The organism is Ancylobacter koreensis, assembly GCF_023016525.1.
Lineage (GTDB): Bacteria > Pseudomonadota > Alphaproteobacteria > Rhizobiales > Xanthobacteraceae > Ancylobacter > Ancylobacter koreensis.
Genome location: NZ_JALKCG010000001.1, coordinates 1,434,953 through 1,456,974 on the forward strand (window position 1 = coordinate 1,434,953; position 22,022 = coordinate 1,456,974).

19 protein-coding genes are annotated in these 22,022 nt (G+C 68.8%); 16 read left to right on the top strand and 3 right to left on the bottom strand.

Annotated elements, in window-relative coordinates; genetic code table 11:
* The first annotated feature begins 218 nt into the window (after positions 1-218).
* The 6 genes from MWN33_RS06595 to MWN33_RS06620 all read left to right on the top strand — a co-directional run bounded on the left by MWN33_RS06595 (position 219) and on the right by MWN33_RS06620 (position 9,072).
* Positions 219-1,256 carry an ABC transporter ATP-binding protein gene (locus MWN33_RS06595; protein WP_247199625.1) on the top strand — a complete coding sequence of 346 codons (1,038 nt, stop codon included), beginning with the start codon at positions 219-221 and terminating at the stop codon, positions 1,254-1,256.
* On the top strand, positions 1,253-2,200 hold the full coding sequence (locus MWN33_RS06600; RefSeq protein WP_247199626.1) for an ABC transporter permease: 948 nt from the start codon (positions 1,253-1,255) through the stop codon (positions 2,198-2,200). Before MWN33_RS06595 ends, MWN33_RS06600 begins: the two co-directional genes overlap by 4 nt.
* A 189-nt stretch (positions 2,201-2,389) precedes the next feature.
* Positions 2,390-3,190: an ABC transporter permease gene (locus MWN33_RS06605; protein ID WP_247199627.1), complete on the top strand. Its 801-nt coding sequence runs from the start codon at positions 2,390-2,392 to the stop codon at positions 3,188-3,190.
* A gap of 10 nt (positions 3,191-3,200) precedes the next feature.
* Positions 3,201-4,670 carry a gamma-aminobutyraldehyde dehydrogenase gene (locus MWN33_RS06610; RefSeq protein ID WP_247199628.1) on the top strand — a complete coding sequence of 490 codons (1,470 nt, stop codon included), beginning with the start codon at positions 3,201-3,203 and terminating at the stop codon, positions 4,668-4,670.
* 213 nt (positions 4,671-4,883) lie between these two features.
* Entirely contained in the window at positions 4,884-5,984 is a 1,101-nt protein-coding gene (locus tag MWN33_RS06615; RefSeq protein WP_247199629.1) for an efflux RND transporter periplasmic adaptor subunit, read from the top strand.
* A gap of 10 nt (positions 5,985-5,994) precedes the next feature.
* Complete coding sequence (locus tag MWN33_RS06620; protein WP_247199630.1) at positions 5,995-9,072, top strand: efflux RND transporter permease subunit; 3,078 nt, start codon at positions 5,995-5,997, stop codon at positions 9,070-9,072.
* 21 nt (positions 9,073-9,093) lie between these two features.
* Here the strand turns inward: MWN33_RS06620 and MWN33_RS06625 are convergent, their stop codons facing one another.
* Both MWN33_RS06625 and MWN33_RS06630 read right to left on the bottom strand, forming a co-directional pair.
* Complete coding sequence (locus MWN33_RS06625; RefSeq protein WP_247199631.1) at positions 9,094-9,843, bottom strand: SDR family NAD(P)-dependent oxidoreductase; 750 nt, start codon at positions 9,841-9,843, stop codon at positions 9,094-9,096.
* A gap of 57 nt (positions 9,844-9,900) precedes the next feature.
* Complete coding sequence (locus tag MWN33_RS06630; protein WP_247199808.1) at positions 9,901-10,659, bottom strand: maleate cis-trans isomerase family protein; 759 nt, start codon at positions 10,657-10,659, stop codon at positions 9,901-9,903.
* Positions 10,660-10,978: 319 nt separating this feature from the next.
* On the opposite strand from MWN33_RS06630, the gene MWN33_RS06635 reads away from it, so the two are divergent.
* From MWN33_RS06635 to MWN33_RS06675, 9 genes are all read left to right on the top strand, one after another.
* Positions 10,979-11,665: a GntR family transcriptional regulator gene (locus tag MWN33_RS06635; protein ID WP_247199633.1), complete on the top strand. Its 687-nt coding sequence runs from the start codon at positions 10,979-10,981 to the stop codon at positions 11,663-11,665.
* Positions 11,666-11,839: 174 nt separating this feature from the next.
* Positions 11,840-12,832: a D-2-hydroxyacid dehydrogenase gene (locus MWN33_RS06640; protein ID WP_247199634.1), complete on the top strand. Its 993-nt coding sequence runs from the start codon at positions 11,840-11,842 to the stop codon at positions 12,830-12,832.
* A gap of 117 nt (positions 12,833-12,949) precedes the next feature.
* The gene (locus MWN33_RS06645) at positions 12,950-13,792 is read left to right on the top strand and encodes a transporter substrate-binding domain-containing protein (protein WP_247199635.1); all 843 of its coding nucleotides are present in this window, start codon (positions 12,950-12,952) and stop codon (positions 13,790-13,792) included.
* Positions 13,793-13,837: 45 nt separating this feature from the next.
* Positions 13,838-14,485 (top strand): amino acid ABC transporter permease, encoded by a 648-nt coding sequence (locus tag MWN33_RS06650; RefSeq protein WP_247199636.1) that lies wholly within the window; start codon positions 13,838-13,840, stop codon positions 14,483-14,485.
* Complete coding sequence (locus MWN33_RS06655; RefSeq protein WP_247199637.1) at positions 14,482-15,138, top strand: amino acid ABC transporter permease; 657 nt, start codon at positions 14,482-14,484, stop codon at positions 15,136-15,138. The genes MWN33_RS06650 and MWN33_RS06655 overlap by 4 nt, the downstream gene beginning before the upstream one ends.
* Positions 15,138-15,926, top strand: coding sequence for an amino acid ABC transporter ATP-binding protein (locus MWN33_RS06660; protein ID WP_281493577.1), 789 nt, complete (start codon positions 15,138-15,140; stop codon positions 15,924-15,926). Before MWN33_RS06655 ends, MWN33_RS06660 begins: the two co-directional genes overlap by 1 nt.
* A 19-nt stretch (positions 15,927-15,945) precedes the next feature.
* Positions 15,946-16,587 (top strand): DUF1989 domain-containing protein, encoded by a 642-nt coding sequence (locus MWN33_RS06665; RefSeq protein ID WP_247199638.1) that lies wholly within the window; start codon positions 15,946-15,948, stop codon positions 16,585-16,587.
* Positions 16,588-17,796, top strand: a complete 1,209-nt coding sequence (locus tag MWN33_RS06670) for an amidase (RefSeq protein ID WP_247199639.1) — start codon at positions 16,588-16,590, stop codon at positions 17,794-17,796.
* A gap of 120 nt (positions 17,797-17,916) precedes the next feature.
* A complete protein-coding gene (locus MWN33_RS06675; RefSeq protein WP_247199640.1) occupies positions 17,917-19,173 on the top strand; it encodes an MFS transporter in 1,257 nt (418 codons plus the stop codon).
* A gap of 3 nt (positions 19,174-19,176) precedes the next feature.
* On the opposite strand, the gene MWN33_RS06680 is transcribed toward MWN33_RS06675, so the two are convergent.
* Complete coding sequence (locus tag MWN33_RS06680) at positions 19,177-20,169, bottom strand: helix-turn-helix domain-containing protein (RefSeq protein WP_247199641.1); 993 nt, start codon at positions 20,167-20,169, stop codon at positions 19,177-19,179.
* A 419-nt stretch (positions 20,170-20,588) separates the two neighbouring features.
* On the opposite strand from MWN33_RS06680, the gene MWN33_RS06685 reads away from it, so the two are divergent.
* Entirely contained in the window at positions 20,589-22,022 is a 1,434-nt protein-coding gene (locus MWN33_RS06685; protein ID WP_247199642.1) for a basic amino acid/polyamine antiporter, read from the top strand.

The following is a 22,022-nucleotide window of genomic DNA, read 5'->3' on the forward strand; positions in this document are numbered from 1 at the left end:
TTCGCCGGGGGAGGAGGAGCGGTTCCCGCCTTAAGGCGCGATTCTCCGCCGGATCCCGGATCGGCGCTTCGGCTGCGCCTCCGCTTGTCCGGGACACAAGGCGCGACTGTTTCCCGGATAAGCTGCGCGAAGCGCGGCGCCGATCCGGGCCCAGCGCAAGACTCTGCGCAGCAGCCCTTCCGTTCTGCTCAAACCGCCTTTTGCCGGACCGCCGCCTCATGCATCTTCAAACCTCCACCGCCACCCCCGCCGTCCGCTTCCAGGGTGTGGAGCGGCATTTCGGCCATGTGCGTGCGGTGGACGGCGTCGATCTCGCCATCGCGCCGGGCGAGTTCTTCGCCATGCTCGGCCCCTCCGGTTCGGGAAAGACGACGTGCCTGCGCCTGATCGCCGGCTTCGAGCAGCCCGATGCCGGCCATATCGAAATCTTCGGCGAGACGGTGGAGGGCCTGCCGCCCTATCGCCGGGCGGTCAACACCGTGTTCCAGGACTACGCGCTGTTTCCGCACCTCTCGGTCGGCGACAACGTGGCCTATGGGCTGAAGGTGCGCGGCGTCGGCCGCGCCGAGCGCGACCGGCTCGCCCGCGAGGCGCTGGCCATGGTCAAGCTCGCCGGCACCGAGACGCGCCGTCCCTCCCAGCTCTCCGGCGGCCAGCGCCAGCGCGTCGCGCTCGCCCGCGCGCTGGTCGTGCGGCCCAAGGTGCTCCTCCTCGACGAGCCGCTCGGCGCGCTCGACCTCAAGCTGCGCGAGGAGATGCAGTCCGAGCTCAAGGGCCTGCAGCGCGCGCTCGGCCTCACCTTCGTCTTCGTCACCCACGACCAGGGCGAGGCGCTCTCCATGGCCGACCGCGTGGCCGTGTTCAACGAGGGCCGCATCGTCCAGGTCGGCCCGCCGGAGGAGGTCTATGAGCGGCCGGCGACGCGCTTCGTTGCCCGCTTCGTCGGTTCCGCCAATGTGCTGGAGGCGGCGCAGGCGGCGTCTCTCGGCGGCGCCGCCCGTCCCTCCAGCCTGCGACCGGAGAAGATCGCATTGCTCGCCCATGGCGCTCCCGCGCCGGAGGGGGTCGCCGTGATCGAGGCGCGGGTGATCGACGTGTCCTATCAGGGCCCGGTGCGCCGGGTGACGGCGGTGACGGAGCCGGGGCTCACGCTTGCCGCCGCCGTGCCCGCATCCGCTGCCGGTGTCATCGCCGGCGCAACGGTCCGGCTCGCCGTGCCCGCCGCCGCCCTCGTGCCGATGGAGGGCGAGGGATGAGCCTCGCCACCTTCGAGCTTCCCGAGCCCCGCGAGGGGGCGCTGCGCCGCCTCTCCGACGTGCTCACGCGCCACACCCGGCTGCTGACGCTGCTGCTGCTCGTGCCGCCGCTGCTCTGGCTCGGCCTCGTCTATCTCGGCAGCCTGTTCGTCTTCCTCGGCCAGTCGATCTTCTCCATCGACGAGTTTTCCGGCACCATCGTGCGCGAGCCGACCACGGCGACGCTGCTCGAACTGTTCCGCCCGGCCAATTACGACATCGTGCTGCGCACCGTCGGCATCGCGACCGCCGTCACGCTGCTCTGCGCGCTCATCGCCTTTCCCATCGCCTATTACGCCGCCCGCTATGCCGGGCCGAAGGTGAAGGCGGCCTTCTACCTCGCGGTGATGATGCCGCTGTGGTCGAGCTACCTCGTCAAGGTCTATGGCTGGAAGCTGCTGCTGGCCAAGGAGGGCGCCATCGGCTGGTTCGCCGACCGACTCGGCCTCGGCGGCGCGCTGGAGGCGTGGCTCGACCTGCCGCTGGTCGGCGGGCCTTCGCTCTCGGTCAGCTATACCGGCATGGTGCTGACCTTCACCTATCTGTGGCTGCCCTTCATGATCCTGCCGGTGCAGGCGGCGCTGGAACGTGTGCCGCCGCATCTCATCGAGGCGGCCGGGGACCTCGGCGCTTCGCCCGGCCTCGTCTTCCGCACGGTGATCCTGCCGCTCGCCATGCCGGGCGTGGTGGCGGGCGCCATCTTCACCTTCTCGCTGACGCTGGGCGACTACATCGTGCCGCAGATCATCGGCACTTCGGCCCTGGTGCTCGGGCAGGCGGTCTACACGCTGCAGGGCACGGCCGGGAACATCCCGCTGGCAGCGGCCTTCTCGCTGGTGCCGATCCTCGTCATGGCGGTGTTCCTCACGGTGGCGAAGAGGACGGGGGCGTTCGATGCGCTGTGATATCGGGCGTTTCGACTGGAGAGTCTTCGCTGGGTCCCGGATCGGCGCTCCGCCTGCGGCGTCGCTTGTTCGGGACACGAATGCCTCGCCGTTTCCCGGACAAGCTGCGCGCCGCGCAGCGCCGATCCGGGACCCAGGGGAAGATGCACCGAAGGTGCCCTTCGGCAGCCTCGACGGGAGCCCCGTTCCATGACCCGCGCGCCGCTCTCCCTCAAGATCGCCGCGCTGGGCGGGCTCGCCTTCCTGCACGTGCCGCTGCTGTTCATCCTGCTCTACTGCTTCACCACGGAAGAGAAGAGCTATGCCTTTCCCCCGCCGGGCTTCACGCTGAAATGGTTCGGCGTGGTGTGGGAGCGGGCCGACATCTGGGCGGCGGTGGGCCTTTCGCTGAAGGTGGCGGCGCTCGCCACCGTCATCGCCCTCGTGCTCGGCACGCTGGCCGCCGGGGCGCTGGCGCGGGCGCGCTTCTTCGGCCGCGAGCCGGTGTCGCTGCTCTTCGTGCTGCCCATCGCGCTGCCCGGCATCGTCACCGGCATCGCGCTGCGGCAGGCCTTCGGCATGATGGAGATCCCGTTCTCGGTGTTCACCATCGTGCTCGGCCACGCCACCTTCTGCATTGTCGTCGTCTACAACAACGCGGTGGCGCGGCTGCGCCGGCTGTCGCCCTCGCTGATCGAGGCCTCCATGGACCTCGGCGCCGACGCCTTCCAGACCTTCCGCCTCGTGGTGCTGCCGAACATCGGCACGGCGCTGCTGGCGGGCGGCATGCTGGCCTTCGCGCTCAGCTTCGACGAGGTGATCGTCACCACCTTCACCGCCGGCCAGCAGTCCACTTTGCCGATCTGGATGCTGTCCGAACTCATCCGCCCACGGCAGCGGCCCGTCACCAATGTGGTCGCCGTTCTCGTGATCCTCGTGACCTTCCTGCCCATCCTCGCCGCCTACTACCTCACCCGCGAGGGCGAGGCGGTGGCCGGAAGCGGAAAATAGGAGACGCCCCATGACTGCCCCCTCCGACGGGAACACTGCCCTTTCCGATACGCAGATGCTGATCGGCTCGGCCTTCGTCGCCGGCACCGAGACCCCCGAGACGGTGCTGAACCCGAAGACCGAGGAGACGCTGGTCGAGCTGCCCGAGGCGTCGCCCGATCAGGTCGACGCGGCGGTGAACGCGGCGGAGAAGGCGTTTTCGAGCTGGTCGCGCACCACGCCGGGCGAGCGCTCCAACCTGCTGCTGAAGCTCGCCGACCGCATCGAGGCCGAGGCCGAATCCTTCGCCACGCTGGAGGCGCTGAACTGCGGCAAGCCGCGCCACGCGGTGCTGAACGACGAACTGCCGGGCGTCGTCGACTGCTTCCGCTTCTTCGCCGGCGCCGTGCGCACCCAGCACGGCATGGTGGCGGGCGAGTACATGGCCGGCCATACCTCGATGATCCGGCGCGATCCCATCGGTGTCGTCGCCTCCATCGCGCCGTGGAACTACCCGCTGATGATGGCGGCGTGGAAGCTCGCCCCGGCGCTGGCCGGCGGCAACACGGTGGTGATCAAGCCTTCCGAGCAGACGCCGCTGACCACGCTGAAGCTGGCGAAGCTGATCGCCGACATCTTCCCGGAAGGCGTCGTCAACGTCGTGCTGGGGCGCGGCGAGAGCGTCGGCAACGCGCTGATCAACCACCCGAAGGTGGCGATGATCTCGCTGACCGGTGACATCGCCACCGGCAAGAAGGTGCTGACCGCCGCCGCCAGGACAGTGAAGCGCACGCATCTCGAACTCGGCGGCAAGGCGCCGGTGATCGTGTTCGACGACGCCGACATCGAGGCGGTGGTCGAGGGCGTGAAGGTCTTCGGCTATTACAATGCCGGGCAGGACTGCACCGCCGCCTGCCGCATCTATGCCGGCGACAAGGTCTACGAGAAGCTGGTCGCCGACCTCGCCTCCGCCGTCTCGGGGCTCAAATTCGGGCAGGCGGACGATTCCGAAAACGACATCGGCCCGCTCATCTCGGCCCGCCAGCGCGCCCGCGTCGCCTCCTTCGTCGAGCGCGCGACCGAGCTCAACCACATCGAGATCGCCACCGGCGGCAAGCTTGCCGGCGGCAGCTCCGGCAAGGGCTTCTTCTACGAGCCGACCGTGGTCGCCGGTGCGCTGCAGTCCGACGAGATCGTGCGCCGCGAGGTGTTCGGCCCCGTCGTGTCCGTCACCCGCTTCTCGGATGTGGAGGAGGCGGTGAGCTGGGCGAACGACAGCGATTACGGGCTCGCCTCCTCGGTGTGGACCAAGGACGTGTCGAAGGGCCTCGCGACCGCCGCGCGGCTGCAATATGGCTGCACCTGGGTGAACTGCCACTTCATGCTGGTCAGCGAGATGCCGCATGGCGGCCTCAAGCAGTCCGGCTACGGCAAGGACCTCAGCGCCTATGCGCTGGAGGACTACACGGTCGTGCGCCACGTGATGGTGAAGAACGGCTGATCCGGGCCGTCCCGGCCGGCCGCCGCGCGGCCGGCGCCTCCGGCGGGATTGGCTTCGCGCGGCACCGCCAATTTGGAGTATGATACCCCGCGCCGCGCGATTGTGATCGCCCGGCACGCATTATGACGCATAATTAAGTTGGAAGATTTTCTCATATCTGCTGTGTCGCAGCATGGATTTTTTCCTTTTCCGACACGGCTTGATGAGGCTCTGATGCGACGCAGAACCGGCGTGTGGCTGATTGCGGCACTTCTCGTGGGAGCGGGAGCCCTCGCACACCAGAAAGGCTGGGTCGACGTCGGCGCGCTGCTGGGCGGTCGCGGCACGGCCAATGCCGCCGCCGAGCCGAAGGCGACGCCCGCCACCGCGGTCGAGGTGGCGCTGGCCCGCCAGGTAACGGTGACGACCGACATCTCCTCCATCGGCTCCCTGCAGTCGGACGAATCGGTGAAGGTGGCGTCCGAGGTCTCCGGCCGCATCCAGGAAATCCGCTTCCGCGAAGGCGAGCATGTGAAGGCCGGCGACGTGCTGGTGCAGCTCGACCCCGCGCTGGTGCAGGCCTCGCTGGAGGAGAACGAGGCGAGGCTCGCCCTGGCCGAGGCCAATTACAGCCGCGCCCAGCGCCTGCAGCAGTCCGGCTCGGGCACCGCGCGCGCCCTCGACGAGGCGCAGGCCGAGCTCAACACCTCGCGCGCCCTGCTCAATTCCCAGCGGGTGCAGATCGGCAAGCACACCATCACCGCTCCCTTCGACGGGGTGGTGGGCCTGCGCACCGTGTCGAACGGCGCCTATATCGCCACCGGCACCGAGCTGGTGAACCTGGAAAAGATCGACACCCTCAAGCTTGACTTCAAGGTGCCGGAAACCCAGCTCGCCGCCATCACGCCCGGCCAGACCGTCATGGTGACGCTGGACGCGCTGCCCGGCCGCTCCTTCACCGGCACCATCTATGCCATCGACCCCATGGTCGACGTGAACGGGCGCTCGCTCAGCGTGCGGGCGCGCCTCCCCAATGACGAGATGGTGCTCCGCCCCGGCCTGTTCGCCCGCGTCGTGGTGAAGGGCCGGCAGACCCGCGACGCCGTGTTCGTGCCGGAGAGCGCCATCGTGCCGCGCGGCCAGGACCGCCTCGTCTGGCAGATCGTCGACGGCAAGGCACGGCAGGCCAAAGTTCAGCTCGGCCAGCGCCTGAACGGCGAGGTCGAGGTGAAGGGCGTGCCCGTCGGCGCCAGCATCGTCGTCGCGGGGCAGGGGCGCCTCCAGCCCGGCGCCGCCGTGGAAATCGTGACCGCGCCGCCGGCGCCGCAAGGCTGAGGCCGCGTCCATGGGACTTTCCGAACTCTGTATCCGCCGTCCGGTTTTCGCGACGGTGCTCAGCCTGCTGCTGATCCTCGTCGGCATCGTGTCGTTCAGCCGGCTGACGGTGCGCGAATACCCCAATATCGACGAGCCGGTCGTCTCGGTCGTCACCAACTATCCCGGCGCCTCGGCCTCCATCGTCGAGAGCCAGGTCACGCAGGTGCTGGAAGGCTCGATCGCCGGCATCGAAGGCATCGACGTGCTGGAATCGACCAGCCGCTCGGAATCCAGCCGCATCACCGTGCGCTTCCGCCTGGAGATCAACCCGGACGTCGCCGCCAGCGACGTGCGCGACCGCGTGAGTCGCGTGCGCCAGCGCCTGCCGGACGAAATCGACGAGCCGGTCATCTCCAAGGTCGAGGCCGACGCCCAGCCGGTGGTGTTCATCGTCTTCCGCTCCGACAAGATGACGGGGCTGGAACTGTCCGACTATATCGACCGCTACGTGGTCGACCGCTTCAAGAACCTCACCGGCGTCGCCGACGTGCAGATCTTTGGCGAGCGGCGCTATGCGATGCGCATCTGGATCGACCGCGAGCGCCTCGCCGCCTATGCCCTGACGGTGCAGGACATCGAGGACGCGCTCAACGCGCAGAATGTCGAGATTCCGTCCGGCCGCATCGAGAGCGCCGACCGCGAGTTCACCGTGCTCTCGCGCACCGGCATGACCTCGGTCGACCAGTTCAACCAGATCGTGGTCAAGCGCGCCGACGGGGCGCAGGTCCATATGAGCGACGTGGCCCGCGTCGAACTCGGCGCGGCCGACGAGCGGCGCGCCAGCCGCTTCAACGGCGGCGCGGCGATCATCGTCGGCCTGATCAAGCAGGCCGTGGCCAACCCGCTCGACGTCTCGGCCGGCGCCCGCTCGGTGCTGCCGGCGGTGAACGAAAGCCTGCCCGAGGGCATGACCGCCACCATCGGCAACGACAACGCCATCTTCATCGACCGCTCGATCAAGGCGGTGTTCCACACCATCTTCGAGGCGGTGGTGCTGGTGGTGCTGGTGATCGTGGTGTTCCTGCGCTCGCTGCGCGCCTCGATCATCCCGATCGTCACCATACCGATCTCGCTGATCACCACCTTCGCGATCATGTACGCGCTCGGCTTCAGCGTGAACACGCTGACGCTGCTCGCCTTCGTGCTCGCCATCGGCCTCGTGGTCGACGATGCCATCGTCGTGCTGGAGAACATCTTCCGCCACATCGAGCACGGCATGAAGCCGATCCCCGCCGCCATCAAGGGCGCGCGCGAGATCGGCTTCGCGGTCGTCGCCATGACGATGACGCTCGCCGCCGTCTATGCGCCCGTCGCCTTCGCGCCGGGCCGCACGGGGCGCCTCTTCCTCGAATTCGCGCTGACGCTGGCCGGAGCGGTGATCATTTCCGGCTTCATCGCGCTCAGCCTGACACCGATGATGTGCTCGCGCCTGCTCAAGCACGAGGACAAGCCGGGCCGGCTCTCCGCCTTCATCGAGCGGCGGCTGCGCGGGCTGGAGGAGGGCTATCGCCGCGTGCTGCAGGCCAGCCTGCGGGCACGCCCGGTGGTGATCGTGCTGGCGCTGGTGGTGGCCGCCGGCAGCGCGTACTTCCTGCGCGCGCTGCCCTCCGAGCTGTCGCCGGTCGAGGACCGCGGCATGATCCGCGTCACCGGCAGCGGGCCGGAAGGCTCCACGCTGGCCTACACCTCCCGCTACACCAACCAGATCGATTCCGTCGTCTCCAAGGAGCCGGAGGTCGACAGCGTCCTCATCATCAACGGCTTCCCGGAAGTGCACCGCTTCCTGGTGATCGGCCGGCTGAAGGACTGGGACGAGCGCGACAAGCGCCAGCAGCAACTGGTTGCCGAGCTGACGCCGCAGCTACGCCGCATCGCCGGCCTCAACGCCTATGCCAACAATCCCCCCTCTCTCGGCGCCTCCAACAATTCGCGGCCCATTGAGTTCGTCATCCAGACCTCGGGCACCTATGAGCAGCTCGACGAATATGTCGACCGCTTCCTGGAGCGCATCCGCGACTATCCCGGCCTCGTCAGCATCGACAGCGACCTCAAGCTGAACAAGCCGGAAATCTCCGTCGCGGTCGACCGCGCCAAGGCGGCCGATCTGGGCATCGACGTCGCCGTGCTCGGCCGCACGCTGGAAAGCCTGCTGGGCGGACGGCAGGTGACGCGCTTCGAGGTGGCGGGCGAGCAGTACGACGTCTATGTCCAGCTCGACGCGCGCGACCGCTCCTCGCCGGCGACGCTCGACACCATCTATTTGCGCGCGGCGAGCGGGGAGATGGTGCAGCTCTCCAACCTCGTCACGGTGCGCGAGAGCGTGGCACCGCAGGAGCTCAAGCGCTTCAACCAGCTTCGCGCCGCCACCATCTCGGCCAATCTGGCGCCCGGCTTCTCGCAGGGCGAGGCGCTCGCCCATCTCGACCAGGTGGCGCGCGAGGTGCTGCCGCAGACGGTGCAGACCGACGTCGCCGGCCAGAGCCGCGAATTCCGCGCCGCCGGCCAGAGCCTCGTCGTGGTGTTCCTGCTGGCGCTCGGCTTCATCTATCTGGTGCTGGCGGCGCAGTTCGAGAGCTTCCGCGATCCGGTGATCATCATGCTCACCGTGCCGCTGTCGATGACCGGCGCGCTCGCCGCGCTTTATTTCGCCGGCGGCTCGCTCAACGTCTATTCCCAGATCGGCCTCGTCACGCTGGTGGGCCTCATCACCAAGCACGGCATCCTGATCGTCGAATTCGCCAACCAGCAGCAGGAGGCCGGGCTCGACCGGCGCGCGGCGGTGGTGGAGGCGGCGGTGCTGCGCCTGCGGCCGATCCTGATGACCACGGGCGCCATGGTGCTCGGCGCGGTGCCGCTCGCCTTCGCCGACGGCGCCGGCGCGGAGAGCCGCTCGCAGATCGGCTGGGTCATCGTCGGCGGCATGTCGCTCGGCACGCTGCTCACCCTGTTCGTGGTGCCGACGGTCTATTCGCTGATCGGGCGGGTGCACCACACCGCCCATGCCGAGATCGCGCCCGGACTCGTGCACACCAACCCGGCGGAGTAACCGGCGGCGCCGGTCGACCCGTCACGGCATCACGGTTCCGCAATTGGGGTCGAGCACCTGCCCGGTGAAGGCGTCGCCGTCCGCCGAGGCGAGGAACACCACGGAGCGGCCGACATCGCGCGGTTGGCCCCAGCGCTTGAGCGGAATTCTTTCGCGCACCGCCTCGGTATATTCCGGCCCGGCGCGGAAGCGGCCGGTGGCGGTCGGCCCCGGCGCCACGCAGTTCACCGTTATGTCGGGGGCGAGCGCCAGCGCGAGCGATTTCGACATCGCCATCAGCCCCGCCTTGGCGGCGGCGTAGTGCGGCAGGGTCGGATCGCCGATATAGGCCTGCTCGGAGGCGATGTTGACGATGCGCCCGCCGCCGCGCGCCCGCAGATGCGGGATCGACGCCTGCGCCAGGAAGAACGGCCCGCGCAGATTGACGTGCAGCATCTCGTCGTAATCGGCCTCGGAGATATCGGCGAGGGGCTTGTGGCGGGAATAGCCGGCATTGTTGACCAGCAGGTCGAGGCCGCCCAGCGCCCGCGCCGCCTCCGCCACGATGCGCCGGCAGTCGGCGACGACGCTGACATCGCCCGCCACGGGGAAGGCGCGCCGGCCCAGACGCTCGATCTCGCGCACCACCTCCATCGTCTCATCGGGCCGGTTGAAGTCGGCGACCGCGACATCGGCGCCCTCTTCCGCCAGACAGATGGCGATGGCCCGGCCGATGCTCTCGCGCCGCCCCGCGCCCGTCACCAAAGCGAGCCTGCCCTCAACGCGTCCCATCGCTCCGCTCCCGAATCGCGTGCGGAATGTCGCCGCCCCGGCGACGGCACCCGGAATTCACGGCAGCGCCGCCCCGCTCAGGGCCGCCCCGCTCATGGCCGCCCCGCTCATGGTCGGCTCCAGCGCGAAGGGGCCACCCCAGGCGCGCAGCATCGCCGGATCGCGGCTCGCCAGCATCAGGCATTTCCATAGCGTGACCGAGATGGAGTCCAGCACCACGATGCCGAGCTCACGCTCCAGCCGGGGCGCGAGCGCCGAACCTTTGAGATTGGTGCAGACGATGGCGGCGACGTCGCAGCCCTCGCGGGCGACCTCGCGCACCATGCGGGCGATCTCCTCCTCGCCAACCTCGGCGAAGGAATAATTGTCGCTAAGCCCGAGATGGCGCTCCGCCACGCAAGGCAGCCCGGCGGTCTGCCAGTTCGCCTGTATCCGCGCCTGCACGTCGGTGCTGTAGGGCGTCACCAGCCCGATGCGGGCGAAGCCGCCAAGCCGGAACAGCTCGCGGAAGGCGAGCACCGCCGTGCAGGCGGGAATCCCGGTGCGCGCGGCGATGGCATCGCACAGCGCCTCGTCGCGCTCGAAGCCGAGCCAGGCGGCGGAGGTGCCGTTCCAGCCGATGACGTCGACGCGCGCATCCGCCAGCAGCTCGGCGGCGGCGAGGATGCCTTCGGGGGCGAACTGACCGAGCGCGGTCGGCGACAGGGCGATCTCGGTGACGCGGAAGCGGGAGAAATGCGCGCTCACCCCGTCGAGCCCCGCCAGCATGGCCGCCGTCAGCGGCTCCAGCGCGGTGTTCGAGGAGGGGGTGAGCATGCCGAGCCGCGCGAGGGGCACCGGGGGAGGGGCTGCTGTCACGATCGTCTCGCTGCTCGGGGCGGCCGGACCCGCAGGACGTGCGGACGGGCCATGTCACCCCCCAAGGCTTAGCCGCCGCGCGGCGCGACCGTCAAGATTGTATGCGATCTATGGATGTTGAATTCATATGCAGATAATCGAATTCTGTTCAAAAGTTACGCACGCGAAATTGCCCGAAGGCAGGCGAGTGGCGGAGATGGTGGACGAAACGGTTCCGCCATGTATTTTCCTGCCGGAGATTCGAGCAGCCACCCCGCCAGCCGAGGTTATATCGTCGATGACGACGCTTCCGAACCGCAAGGAGCCTGGCCGGGCCGGCACTGCCGAGCGTTCTCCGTTGCACGACGACGTCGTCGGCCGTCTCCGCCAGATGATCATCCGCTGCGAACTTGCCCCGGGTGAGCGATTTACCGAGCACACGTTGGTCGAGAAGTTCGGCGTCTCGCGTACCCCGCTGCGCGAGGCGCTGAAGATCCTGGCCTCCGAAGGGCTGGTGGAGATGCGCCCGCATCGCGGCTCGTCGGTGGCGCCGATCTCCATCGAGGAAATCTCGCAGACCTTCGCGGTGCTCGGCGCGCTGGAGGAGATGGCGGGGCCGCTGATCTGCGACCGGGTCTCGAATGTCGACATCGCGCGGCTCGACGCCATCAAGGATGAGATGAGCAGCCGGCGCGACGCCACCGACCGCAACAGCTATTTCGAGCTCAACGTCGCCTTCCACCAGTCGATGATCGCGCTCGGCGGCAATGTCGTGCTGTCGGCGACCTACAACCAGCTCTTCGGCAAGCTGCAGCGCGCCCGCTATCTCGTGAACGACGACCGGAACCGCTGGAGCGAGTCGGCGCGCGAGCATGACTGGATCATGGAGGCGCTGCGCCAGCGCGACGGCGCCGAACTCTCCAAACGCTTGAAAGAACACAATTCCCGCACCGCCCGGGCGGTGGTGGAGAAGCTGCGCGGCTGACCGCGCCCGCCTGCGCGCCGCCGCGCTGGCATCCTCCTTGCTGATGAGATGGGGCGCGGCACTCGCCCGCGTGGCCTTCGCGCGCCCTCCGGCGTGCCGGGCGCGGGCCGCCGCGCATCATCCCCGTGACCATCTAGCCACGCAGGCGCCCGCCGCCCGCGCGAAGGATTCCCCATGTCCGAGCCGCTGCATCTCCACTTCGAAAACCACGCCGCCCTCGGCCCGGTCTTCCAGGCCACGCCCGAGCGCGTCGAGGCCGCGCTCGCCAAGCGTCCGGAACTGCGCGAGCGGCTGCGCATCACCATCGGACTGGACGGCGAGGGCTATGCCGAGGCGATGCAGACCGCCGACATCCTGTTCGGCTGGAATTTCGACCGCGCGCTGATCGCCGGCGGCGGCGCGCCGCGCCTGCGCTGGGTCCACGCGCATGGGGCGGGCATCAACCACCTGCTGCCGCTCGACTGGCTGCCGAAGCGCGCCGTGCTCACCAACAGCCGGGGGGTTCACGCCGAAAAGGCCGATGAATACACGATCATGGCGCTGCTCATGCTCAACAACCGGCTGCCCGAAAGCGCCACCCACCAGCGCGCCGCGCGCTGGGAGCAGGTGTTCTCCTCCTCCATCGTCGGCAAGACCGTGCTGGTGATCGGCGTCGGCCATATCGGTGCCGGAGCGGCGCGCTGGGCCAAGCGTTTCGGGCTGAATGTAATCGGCATACGCCGCAGCGGCCGGCGCCACGCCCATGTGCACGAGATGCACACGCCGGACGCGCTGCACGCGCTGCTGCCGCGCGCCGATTTCGTGCTGGTGAGCGCCCCGCACACGGACGAGACGACGCATCTCATCGGTGCCGCCGAGCTCGCCCTGATGAAGGACGGCGCCGGGCTGGTGAACTACAGCCGCGCCCATCTGGTCGACTATGACGCGCTGCGGGCCGAGCTGGAGAAGGGCCGGCTCAGCGCGATCCTCGACGTGTTCGACCCCGAGCCGCTGCCGGCTTCGTCGCCGCTGTGGCGCACGCCGAACCTCATCATGACGCCGCACTGCGCCTCGGACGACACCGAGCGCTTCACGCCCAAGACGCTCGATCTCGTCTTCGGCAATGTGACGCGGCTCCTCGCCGGCAAGCCTTTGGTAAATCGCGTGAATCGCGTGCGTCAGTACTGACCCGGCACGCAAATGATTTAATTCAGGAACCAGCATGTGACCACAAGGCACGAGGCTTGCATTCATTTACAGCTACGCAGGCGGCCCGACCCCACCCGCCCGCAACAGGAGGTACGGATGACCGGTTTCATGCATTTGGCCCGTCGCTCGCTGCTCGCGGCGCTGGCCCTGACGGCCGCCGGCGCGGCGCTCGGCACCCACGCGGCCCGCGCGGCCACGCTCGAGGAGATCAAGGCGCGCGGCTACATGGTCGTGGCCACCGAGGACGACTACAAGCCGTTCGAGTTCCTTGAGGACGGCAAGCCGACCGGCTTCGACAACGAGCTGCTGGTCGAGCTGCGCAAGTTCGTGCCCTTCGAGATCCGGCAGGAGATCATCCCCTGGTCCGGCATCCTCGCCGGCGTCGCCAGCGGCAAGTACGACATGGCGCTGACGGCGGTGATCATCACCAAGCCGCGCATGGCCTCGCTCGCCTTCACCACGCCGATCGCCGACGCCACGCATTACTACGTCACCCGCAAGGACGACACCTCGATCAAGGAGATCAAGGACCTGTCCGGCAAGAAGGTCGGCGTACAGACCGGCAGCGCGCAGCTCGAAAAGCTGCCCGAGCTGCAGGCCATGCTGGACAAGACCGGCGGCAAGCTCGGCGAGGTGACCCAGTACGGCTCCTATCCCGAGGCCTATCAGGACCTCGCGCTGGGCCGCATCGACTATGTGATCAACACGATCATCAACCTGCGCTCGCTGGTGAAGGACAAGCCCGACGTCTTCGCGCTCGGCCAGCCGGTCTCCGGCCGCACCGTGCCGGCCTGGGCCATCAAGAAGGGCAATGACGGCCTCGTCGAGCTGATGAACGCCTTCCTTGCCGAGCAGAAGAAGAACGGCAATCTGGCGAAGCTTCAGGAGAAATGGTTCGGCCAGTCCTTCCCGGACCTGCCCGTCCACTTCGAGCCCTGATGTACCTCAGGCCGGCCGCCTCGCGCGGCCGGCGGATGCCCGCACGTGACATTCAACGCATTCCTCTCCCTGCTGCACGGCGCCGGTGTGACGGTCTCGGTCTCGATGGCCGGGATCGCGCTCGGCGTGCCGTTCGGTCTCGTGCTGGCGCTGCTGCGCTGGCGGCGCGTGCCGTTGCTCGCGCCGCTCACCACCGTCTATGTCAGCCTGCTGCGCTCGACCCCGGCGGTCACGCTGTGCCTGCTGATCTTCTTCGCCCTGCCGGTGATCGGCATCGAGATCGACGCGCTCTCGGCGGCGATAGCCACGCTGGCGCTCAACACGGCGGCGTTCAACTGCGAAATCTGGCGCTCCGGGCTCACCAGCTTCCCGCGCGAGCAGGTGGAGGCGGCGCGCACCTTCGGCATGAGCGGCACTCTCATCTTCCGCCGCATCATCTTCCCCCAGCTCTGGCGCACCTGCCTGCCCGCGCTCGTCAACGAGATGACGCTGCTCATCAAGTCGAGCACCGCCATCGCCGTGATCGGCGTGGCGGAGATCACCCGCGCGGCCATCCGCATCGGCGCGCAGACCTATGATCCGCTGCCGCCCATGCTGGTGGCGACGGGCATCTATGTCGTGCTGGTGCTCGTCTTCGTCGGCATCCAGCGCCTCACCGAGCGCCTCTACGGCCAGGCGGGAGGCGCCCGATGATACGCGACGTCTCGCTCATCTGGCAGAATGCCGACCGGCTGCTCGACGGGCTGACCAACACGGTTATCCTCAGCCTCGTCGGCGCGACGCTGGCGCTGGTGTTCGGCGCGCTGGTGGCGATCGCGCTGATGGCCTCGAACCGGGCGGTGCGCCTCACCAGCCGCGGCCTCGTGGACCTGATGCGCTGCGTGCCGTTCCTGATGCTGGTCTATCTCGTCTATTACGGGCTGCCGCGCCTGGGTCTGCGCTTCGACAGCTGGACGGCCGGCCTCGTCGCCATCGTGATCTACAACACGGCCTACATGGCCGAGATCATCCGGGGCATCTGGAGCCGGCTGGAGCGCGAGACCATCGAGGCGGGCATCGCCTTCGGCTTCCACGGCTGGAAGCTGGTCGCGCGCATCGTCATGCCGCAGATCTTCCTGGCGGCGGCGCCGATGATCGGCAACCAGCTCATCCAGATCATCAAGGACACGGCCTTCCTCACCATCATCGCCGTGCCCGAGCTGACCCACGCCGCCAACAGCATCCAGGCGCAGTATTTCATTCCCTTCGCGACCTTCCTCTCGGCAGTGCTGCTGTACTGGGCGCTGTGCATGGTGGTGGAGCTTGGGGTGTTCGTCGTCGAACGTATCGCGGAGAAGCGTCGCTGATGACCGAGGCTGCCACCGAGACCCGCGACCCGCCGGTGCTGGAGATCAGCGGGCTGACCAAGACCTTCGGCGACCGCATCGTGCTCGACGGCGTGTCGCTCAGCGTCGCGCGCGGGCAGACCGTCTGCCTGCTGGGGCCGAGCGGTTCGGGCAAGTCGACGCTGCTGCGCTGCGTCAACTGGCTGGAGACCCCCGACCAGGGCGCCATCTACCTCTCCGGCGAGCGCATGGGCATCCGCAAGGGCGGCGTGGTGCCGATGGGCAATGGGGAGCTGGCGCGCCTTCGCATGCGCATGGGCACCGTGTTCCAGCACTTCAATCTCTGGCCGCATATGAGCGTGCTGCAGAACATCATCGAGGCGCCGATCCATGTGCAGAAGCGCCGCCGCGACGAGGTGATCGCCGAGGCCGAGGCTCTGTTGGAGAATGTCGGCCTCTCCGACAAGCGCGACGCTTTCCCGAGCCGGCTTTCCGGCGGGCAGAAGCAGCGCGTCGGCATCGCCCGCGCGTTGGCGATGAAGCCCGAGCTGCTGCTGTTCGACGAGCCGACCTCGGCGCTCGACCCCGAGCTGGTCGGCGAGGTGATCGCCGTGATGAAGACGCTCTCGCAGGGCGGAAGCACCATGCTGGTGGTCACCCACGAAATGGGCTTCGCCCGCGAGACGGCCGACAAGGTGGTGCTGATGGATGCCGGGCGCATCGTCGAGGAGGGCGAGCCGGAGGTCTTCTTCGGCCGGCCGAAGACCGAGCGGGCGCGCCAGTTCCTGCAGCGCTACGTGAGCGCGTAAGTCAGTCGAGGAGGAAAGCATGAACGAGACGACGACACCGGCCGCGGCCGAAGGGCTGGACGGCGTGATCTACGATTTCGTCATCCCGCCGCGCCAGCCCTGGAGCCATGTGGTGAAGGCCGGCGAGGTGCTGCGCATCATCGACCTCGAAGGCCAGCAGGCGGTCGACTTCCTCTGCTACAACGCCGCCGACCCCGGCGACCGCTACAGCTCGATGAACACCATCAAGGTGCAGGGCAATTCCTATGTCGGCAAGGGAACGGTGCTCTACACCGACGCCGGCGTCGCGCTGTTCACCGTGGTCGAAGACACGCTGGGCCGGCACGACACAGTGTATGGCTGCTGCAGCAACGCCAACAATTTCCTGCGCTACGGCGTGAAGACGACCGAGAGCTGCTACTCGAACTTCCTGAGCGAGCTCGGCAAGCACGGCATGGACCGCAGCGCCATCGTCTCCAACGTCAACTTCTTCATGCAGGTGCCGATCCTCGACGACGGCAGCGCCGGCATCGCCGCCGACATCTCGCCGCCCGGCGGCTATGTCGACCTGCGCGCGGAGAACGACGTGCTGGCGGTGATCTCCAACTGCCCGCAGATGCACAACCCCTGCAACGCCTACAACCCGACCCCCATCCGCGTCATCATCCGCACGGCGGCCTGAATGTCCCATCTCTCCGCCGCGAGCCTTCTCGCGGAACTGCGCGCGCGCGACGCCGCGCTGGGCGCCTTCACCGCTTTTTCCGAACCGCCGGGCGAGGGGGAGGCTGCCGCGCTGGCTCGCCTGCCACTCGCCGGGCTGCCGGTGGCGGTGAAGGACATCATCGACACCGCCGATCTGCCGACCGGTTACGGCTCGCGGCTCTATGCCGGACACCGGCCGGCGATGGACGCGGCCATCGTCACCGCGCTGAGGCAGGCGGGCGCCTTCATCGTCGGCAAGACCACGACGACCGAATTCGCCACCCATCCTCCGACCGCGACGCTGAACCCGCGCGCGCCCGGGCACACGCCGGGCGGCTCCTCGGCCGGTTCGGCGGCGGCGGTGGCGGCCGGGCTGGTGCCCATCGCGCTGGGTACGCAGACGCTGGGCTCGATCCTGCGGCCGGCCTCCTATTGCGGCGTGGTCGGCTTCAAGCCGACGCATAACTGGTTCCCGCTGGCCGGCATGAAGGGGCTCGCCGCCTCGCTCGACACGGTGGGCTTCCTCGCCGCCGATGTCGGCGTGACGCGCCGGGTCTACGAGGCCCTGGTGCCCGACGACGCGGCGCCGCCGGTCCGTGCCCCGCGCCTGCTCTTCGCCCGCGCGCCGAACTGGGATCGCGCCACGCCGGATGCGCAGGCCGCCATCGAGGCCCGCGTCGCCGAGCTGCGGGACAGAGGCTTCGACATTGCCGAGGCGCCGCTGCCAGAGGGCTTTTCGGCGATGGACGGCACCGCCAACACCATCCACGACTACGAGGCCCACCGCGCGCTGGCGCCCGACATGGCGGCGAACGCGGCGGCCGGCGGTGGCCTCATAGACCCGACGCTGGTCGAGCGCATCGCGCGCGCCGGGCGCTGGAGCGTTACCGATTACCGCGCGGCTCTGGGCATGGTGGAGCGCCAGCGCGCCGCCTTCACGGAGCTGTTCGGCGCGTTCGACGCCATCATAAGCCTCGCCGCCACCGGCGAGGCGCCTGCCGGCCTCGGGTCGACGGGACTGCCGCTGATGAACAGCGCCTGGACCGCGCTGCACATGCCCTGCCTGTCGCTGCCGGTTCTGGCGGGGGCGAACGGGTTGCCGATCGGCCTTCAGCTCATCGGCGGCCGCGGGCAGGACATGAAGCTGCTCGCCATCGGCGCGGCGGTGGAGGCGGCGCTGGCGGGCTGAGCGCCCGCTTGTGCCGGCCGGCGGGCTGTGGTCCGTTGCGGGGTATCTCACGACCGGCCGGAGACCGATGGCAGCCCTTTCCGCCCTGTGCTCCCGCGCGGCCCCGATGGCGTCGGCCCGATGACGCCGCGCCGCCGCCGCGCCCTTGCCGGCGTCCTGCTGTGCAACGTGCTGGAATGGTACGACTTCATCATCTACGGGATGCTGGCGATCCACATCTCGCGCGTCTTCTTCCCGCAGGACGGCACGCAGGCCGCGCTGCTGGCGACGCTGGCGGTATTCGGCATCAGCTTCGTCATGCGCCCGCTGGGCGCGCTGGTGCTCGGCGGGCTGGGCGACGGGCGTGGGCGCAAGCCGGCGCTGCTGCTGGCGGCGGCGCTGATGGCGGCGGGAACGCTGACTATCGGCCTGCTGCCCGGCTATGAGCGGCTGGGCTTGCTCGCGCCGCTGCTGCTGCTCGCCGCCCGCATGGTGCAGGGCTTCTCGGCCGGCGGCGAATGGGGCGTCGCCAATGCCTTCCTGCTGGAGACGGCCCCGCAGGGCCGGCGCGGCTTTTCCGCCAGCTTCCTCTCGGTGACGGTGGCGCTCGGCAGCATGCTGGCGAGCGCGCTCACCGCCTTTCTCGCCGGCACGCTGACGCCGGAAGCGATGGCGGCATGGGGCTGGCGCGTGCCCTTCCTGATCGGCGGCACGCTCGGCCTCGTCGCGCTGTGGCTGCGCTCGGGCATCGACGAGACCCCGGTCTTCCTGAGCGGCGGGGCGCCCCCCGCCCGCGCGGCGCCCCTGCTCCAGCGGGTGCGGCGGCCGGGGCTGACGGTCATCGGCCTCACCCTGCACTGGACCGTCTGCTACTACATCTTCCTCGTCTACTTCCCGCTGTTCGCGCAGCGCCATGGCGGGCTCGGCACCGCGCAGGCCGTCTGGTCGAATACGCTGGCGACGGCGGCCATCGTGCTCATCGTGCCGCTGGTCGGGCACCTGTCGGACCGCTACGGGCGGCGCCCCTTCCTCATGGCCTCGTGCCTCGCCGTGCTGGCGGCGGTGGTGCCGGTGCTGTGGAGCGTGGAGACGGTCGGCGGCCTGCCGCTGGTGATCGGCGGCCAGCTCCTGCTGGCGGGGGCCATCGCGCTCTATTCCGGCGCCTGCCCGGCGGCGGTGGCCGAGCTTTTTGCGACCGGCGACCGCTCGCGCTGGTCCGCCGTCGCCTATGCGCTGGCGACGGCGATCTTCGGCGGCTTCGCGCCCTTCGTCGCGGTCTGGCTGAGCGACACGCTGGGCAGCCCGCTGGCACCGGCCGGCTATGTCATGCTCGCCGCGGCGGTCAGCTTCGCGGTCATTTGGCGCATGCCGGAGACCGCCGGTCGGCCGCTCGGCTGAGCCCTATTCGTCGGCTGGCTCGGGCGCCGCCTTCCGCGCCAGCGCGGGCGGGCGGCCGAAATGGCCGTGGAAGGCACGCGCGAAACTTGAATAGCCCTCATAGCCGACGCGGCGCGCGACCTCGCTGATGGAGAGGCTACCCTCGCCCAGAAGCTCCCGCGCGCGCTCCATCCGCAGCATCTGCGCATAGGCATGCGGGGTGAGGCCGTAGGCGCTGCGGAAGCCGGCGGTAAGCTCGTTGCGGTTGAGGCCGACGCGCAGGGCGAGCTGCTCGATGCTGGGCGGGTCGGCGAACTCGCGGCGATAGATCTCGGCCGCCGCTTCCACCGCATGGCGCTTGGCGTGGCCGGCGAGGGCGCGCGGCGCGGCCGGGCGCTGCGGCCGGTGGAGCTGGGCGGCGACCTCGCAGATGAACTCCACCGTCTTCACGCCGAGGAAGATGCCGCGCAGCGGCTCCGGGTATTTGCAGGCAAGCATCTGGTCGACGAGGCCGAGAGCACTCGCCGGCAGCGGCAGTTGCAGCACCTCCGGCGAGCCCTCGCGCGACAGGAAGATCGGGCGGTAGAGTTCGGGCACGGTGGCGAGGTTGAGCCCGTAATGCCGCAGCAGATGCTCGCGTTCGCAGATGACGAGCACGCCGCGCAGCCTATGGCCGGCCTGCGTGTGGGCGGTGGAGCGCGGGGCATTGCTGATCTGCAGGATCTGCGGCGGCACGAGATCCATGCGCGGGCCGATCCAGCGGTCGTAGCTGCCCGCCACGATGGCCTGCATGCAGACGAGATCGGGCCGCGTCAGCGCGAGCGCATAGGCGCCGTCGATCTCGAAGTTCATGAGATGAAGCAGCGTGTGGGCGTCGACGCGCCGGTAGCCGTGCTCGCGTGCGCGCAGCAGGTCCGACAGGCCGGGCGCCACCTGGCTGGAGGGAACATACTCGCCGACGCCCAGCCCGCTGCGCAGGGCCGCGAGATCGACGCCAAAGCTGCGCGGCTCGTCCACTGAGGCTGTCTCGCTTCCCGTCCCGCACCTGCGTCGTGTGGCGGGATAGTGCACTTCTTCACGCGCTATATCCAGTTCGCACGGCGGCCTTTGAGGCCCGCCGACGCGGCGCTAGGCCGGGGAAGGCTGGTCCCGTGCCGGACCCGCCGGCCGGTTCCGGAAGGGCATGCGCTCCCAGCGAATACTGATGGTGCGGAAGTCGTCGTCGATGGCGCTATGGTGCAGTGCGGTGGTTTGTACGCAGTTCATGTGCAGATGCGAACATTTGCGTCGAAACAAAACTACAAGAACAAAAATAAGTTCTGTCGGGGGATCGCGATTTCATGCCAATAATCGGCTGCAACGTCGCTGCGACGGACCCCGAGGCGTGCCCCGTCGGCCGTTCCCGTCCGAATTCATGACACATCGCGAGGCGCACCATGGCTGACAGGCCGGTTGGAAAACTCTCTCTCTTCTCCCTCACCGCCATGGTCGTCGGCTCGATGGTGGGGGCGGGCATCTTCAACCTGCCCGGCCGTTTCGCCACCGCGACCGGACCCTTCGGCGCCATCATCGCCTGGACCATCGCCGGCACCGGCATGTACATGCTGGCCCGCGTTTTCCAGGCGCTGGCGGAGAAGCGGCCGGATATCGATTCCGGCGTGTTCGCCTACGCCAAGGCCGGCTTCGGCGATTACATGGGCTTCCTCTCGGCCTTCGGTTACTGGCTGGGAAGCTGCCTCGGCAACGTGTTCTACTGGGTGCTGATCGGCTCGACGCTCGGGCGCTTCTTCCCGGAGATCTTCGGCGATGGCAGCAGCGCCACCGCAATCATCGTGTCGCTGGTCGGCATCTGGGCCTTCCATTTCATGATCCTGCGCGGCGTCGAGCAGGCCACCTTCATCAACACCATCGTCACCATCGCCAAGATCGTGCCGCTGATCGTGGCGATCATCGCCTTCGTGTTCTTCTTCCACTACGCGCAGTTCTCGGAGAATTTCTTCGGCGGCGTGGGCATGCCGGAGAAGACGCTGGTGGCGCAGGTGCGCGACACCATGCTGATCACGGTGTTCGTGTTCCTCGGCATCGAGGGCGCCAGCGTCTATTCCCGCTTCGCCAAGACCCGCGCCGATGTCGGCTCGGCGACCATACTCGGCTTCGTCGCCGTTACCGGCCTCATGGTGGCGGTGACGCTGCTGCCCTACGCCACCGCGCCGCGCGCGGCCATCGCCGGGGTGGCGAACCCCTCGCTCGCCGGCGCGCTGGAACTGGTGGTCGGCCATTGGGGCGCGGTGTTCATCTCCATCGGCGTGCTGGTCTCGGTGCTCGGCGCCTATCTCGCTTGGTCGCTGATCTGCGCCGAGGTGCTGTTCGCCGCCGCGAGGTCGCAGGACATGCCCAAGCTGTTCGCGGCGCAGAACTCCAACCGCGTGCCGGCCAACGCGCTGTGGCTCACCAATATCGTGGTCTCGCTCTTCGTCGTCTCGACCTACTGGTCGCGCGACGCCTTCAACTTCATGCTCGACATGACGAGCGTGACCTCGCTGCTGCCTTACCTGCTGGTCGCCGGCTACGGCGTGCTGCTGGCGCGCAGCGGCAAGGGCTATGAGAACGCGCCCGGCGAGCGCCGCCGCGACATGAGCTTCGCGGCCGTCGCCATCGTCTACACGCTGTTCATGTTCGTCGCGGCCGGCCTGAAATACGTACTGCTGGTGGCCGTGCTCTTCGTGCCCGGAACCATCCTTTACGTGTGGGCGCGCCGCGAACAGAACGCGCGGCTGTTCGCGCCGGTCGAGATGATCGTCTTCGCCGTCACGCTCGCGGCCGGCGCCATCGGCGCCTACGGCCTTGCGACCGGCCTCATCACCCCCTGA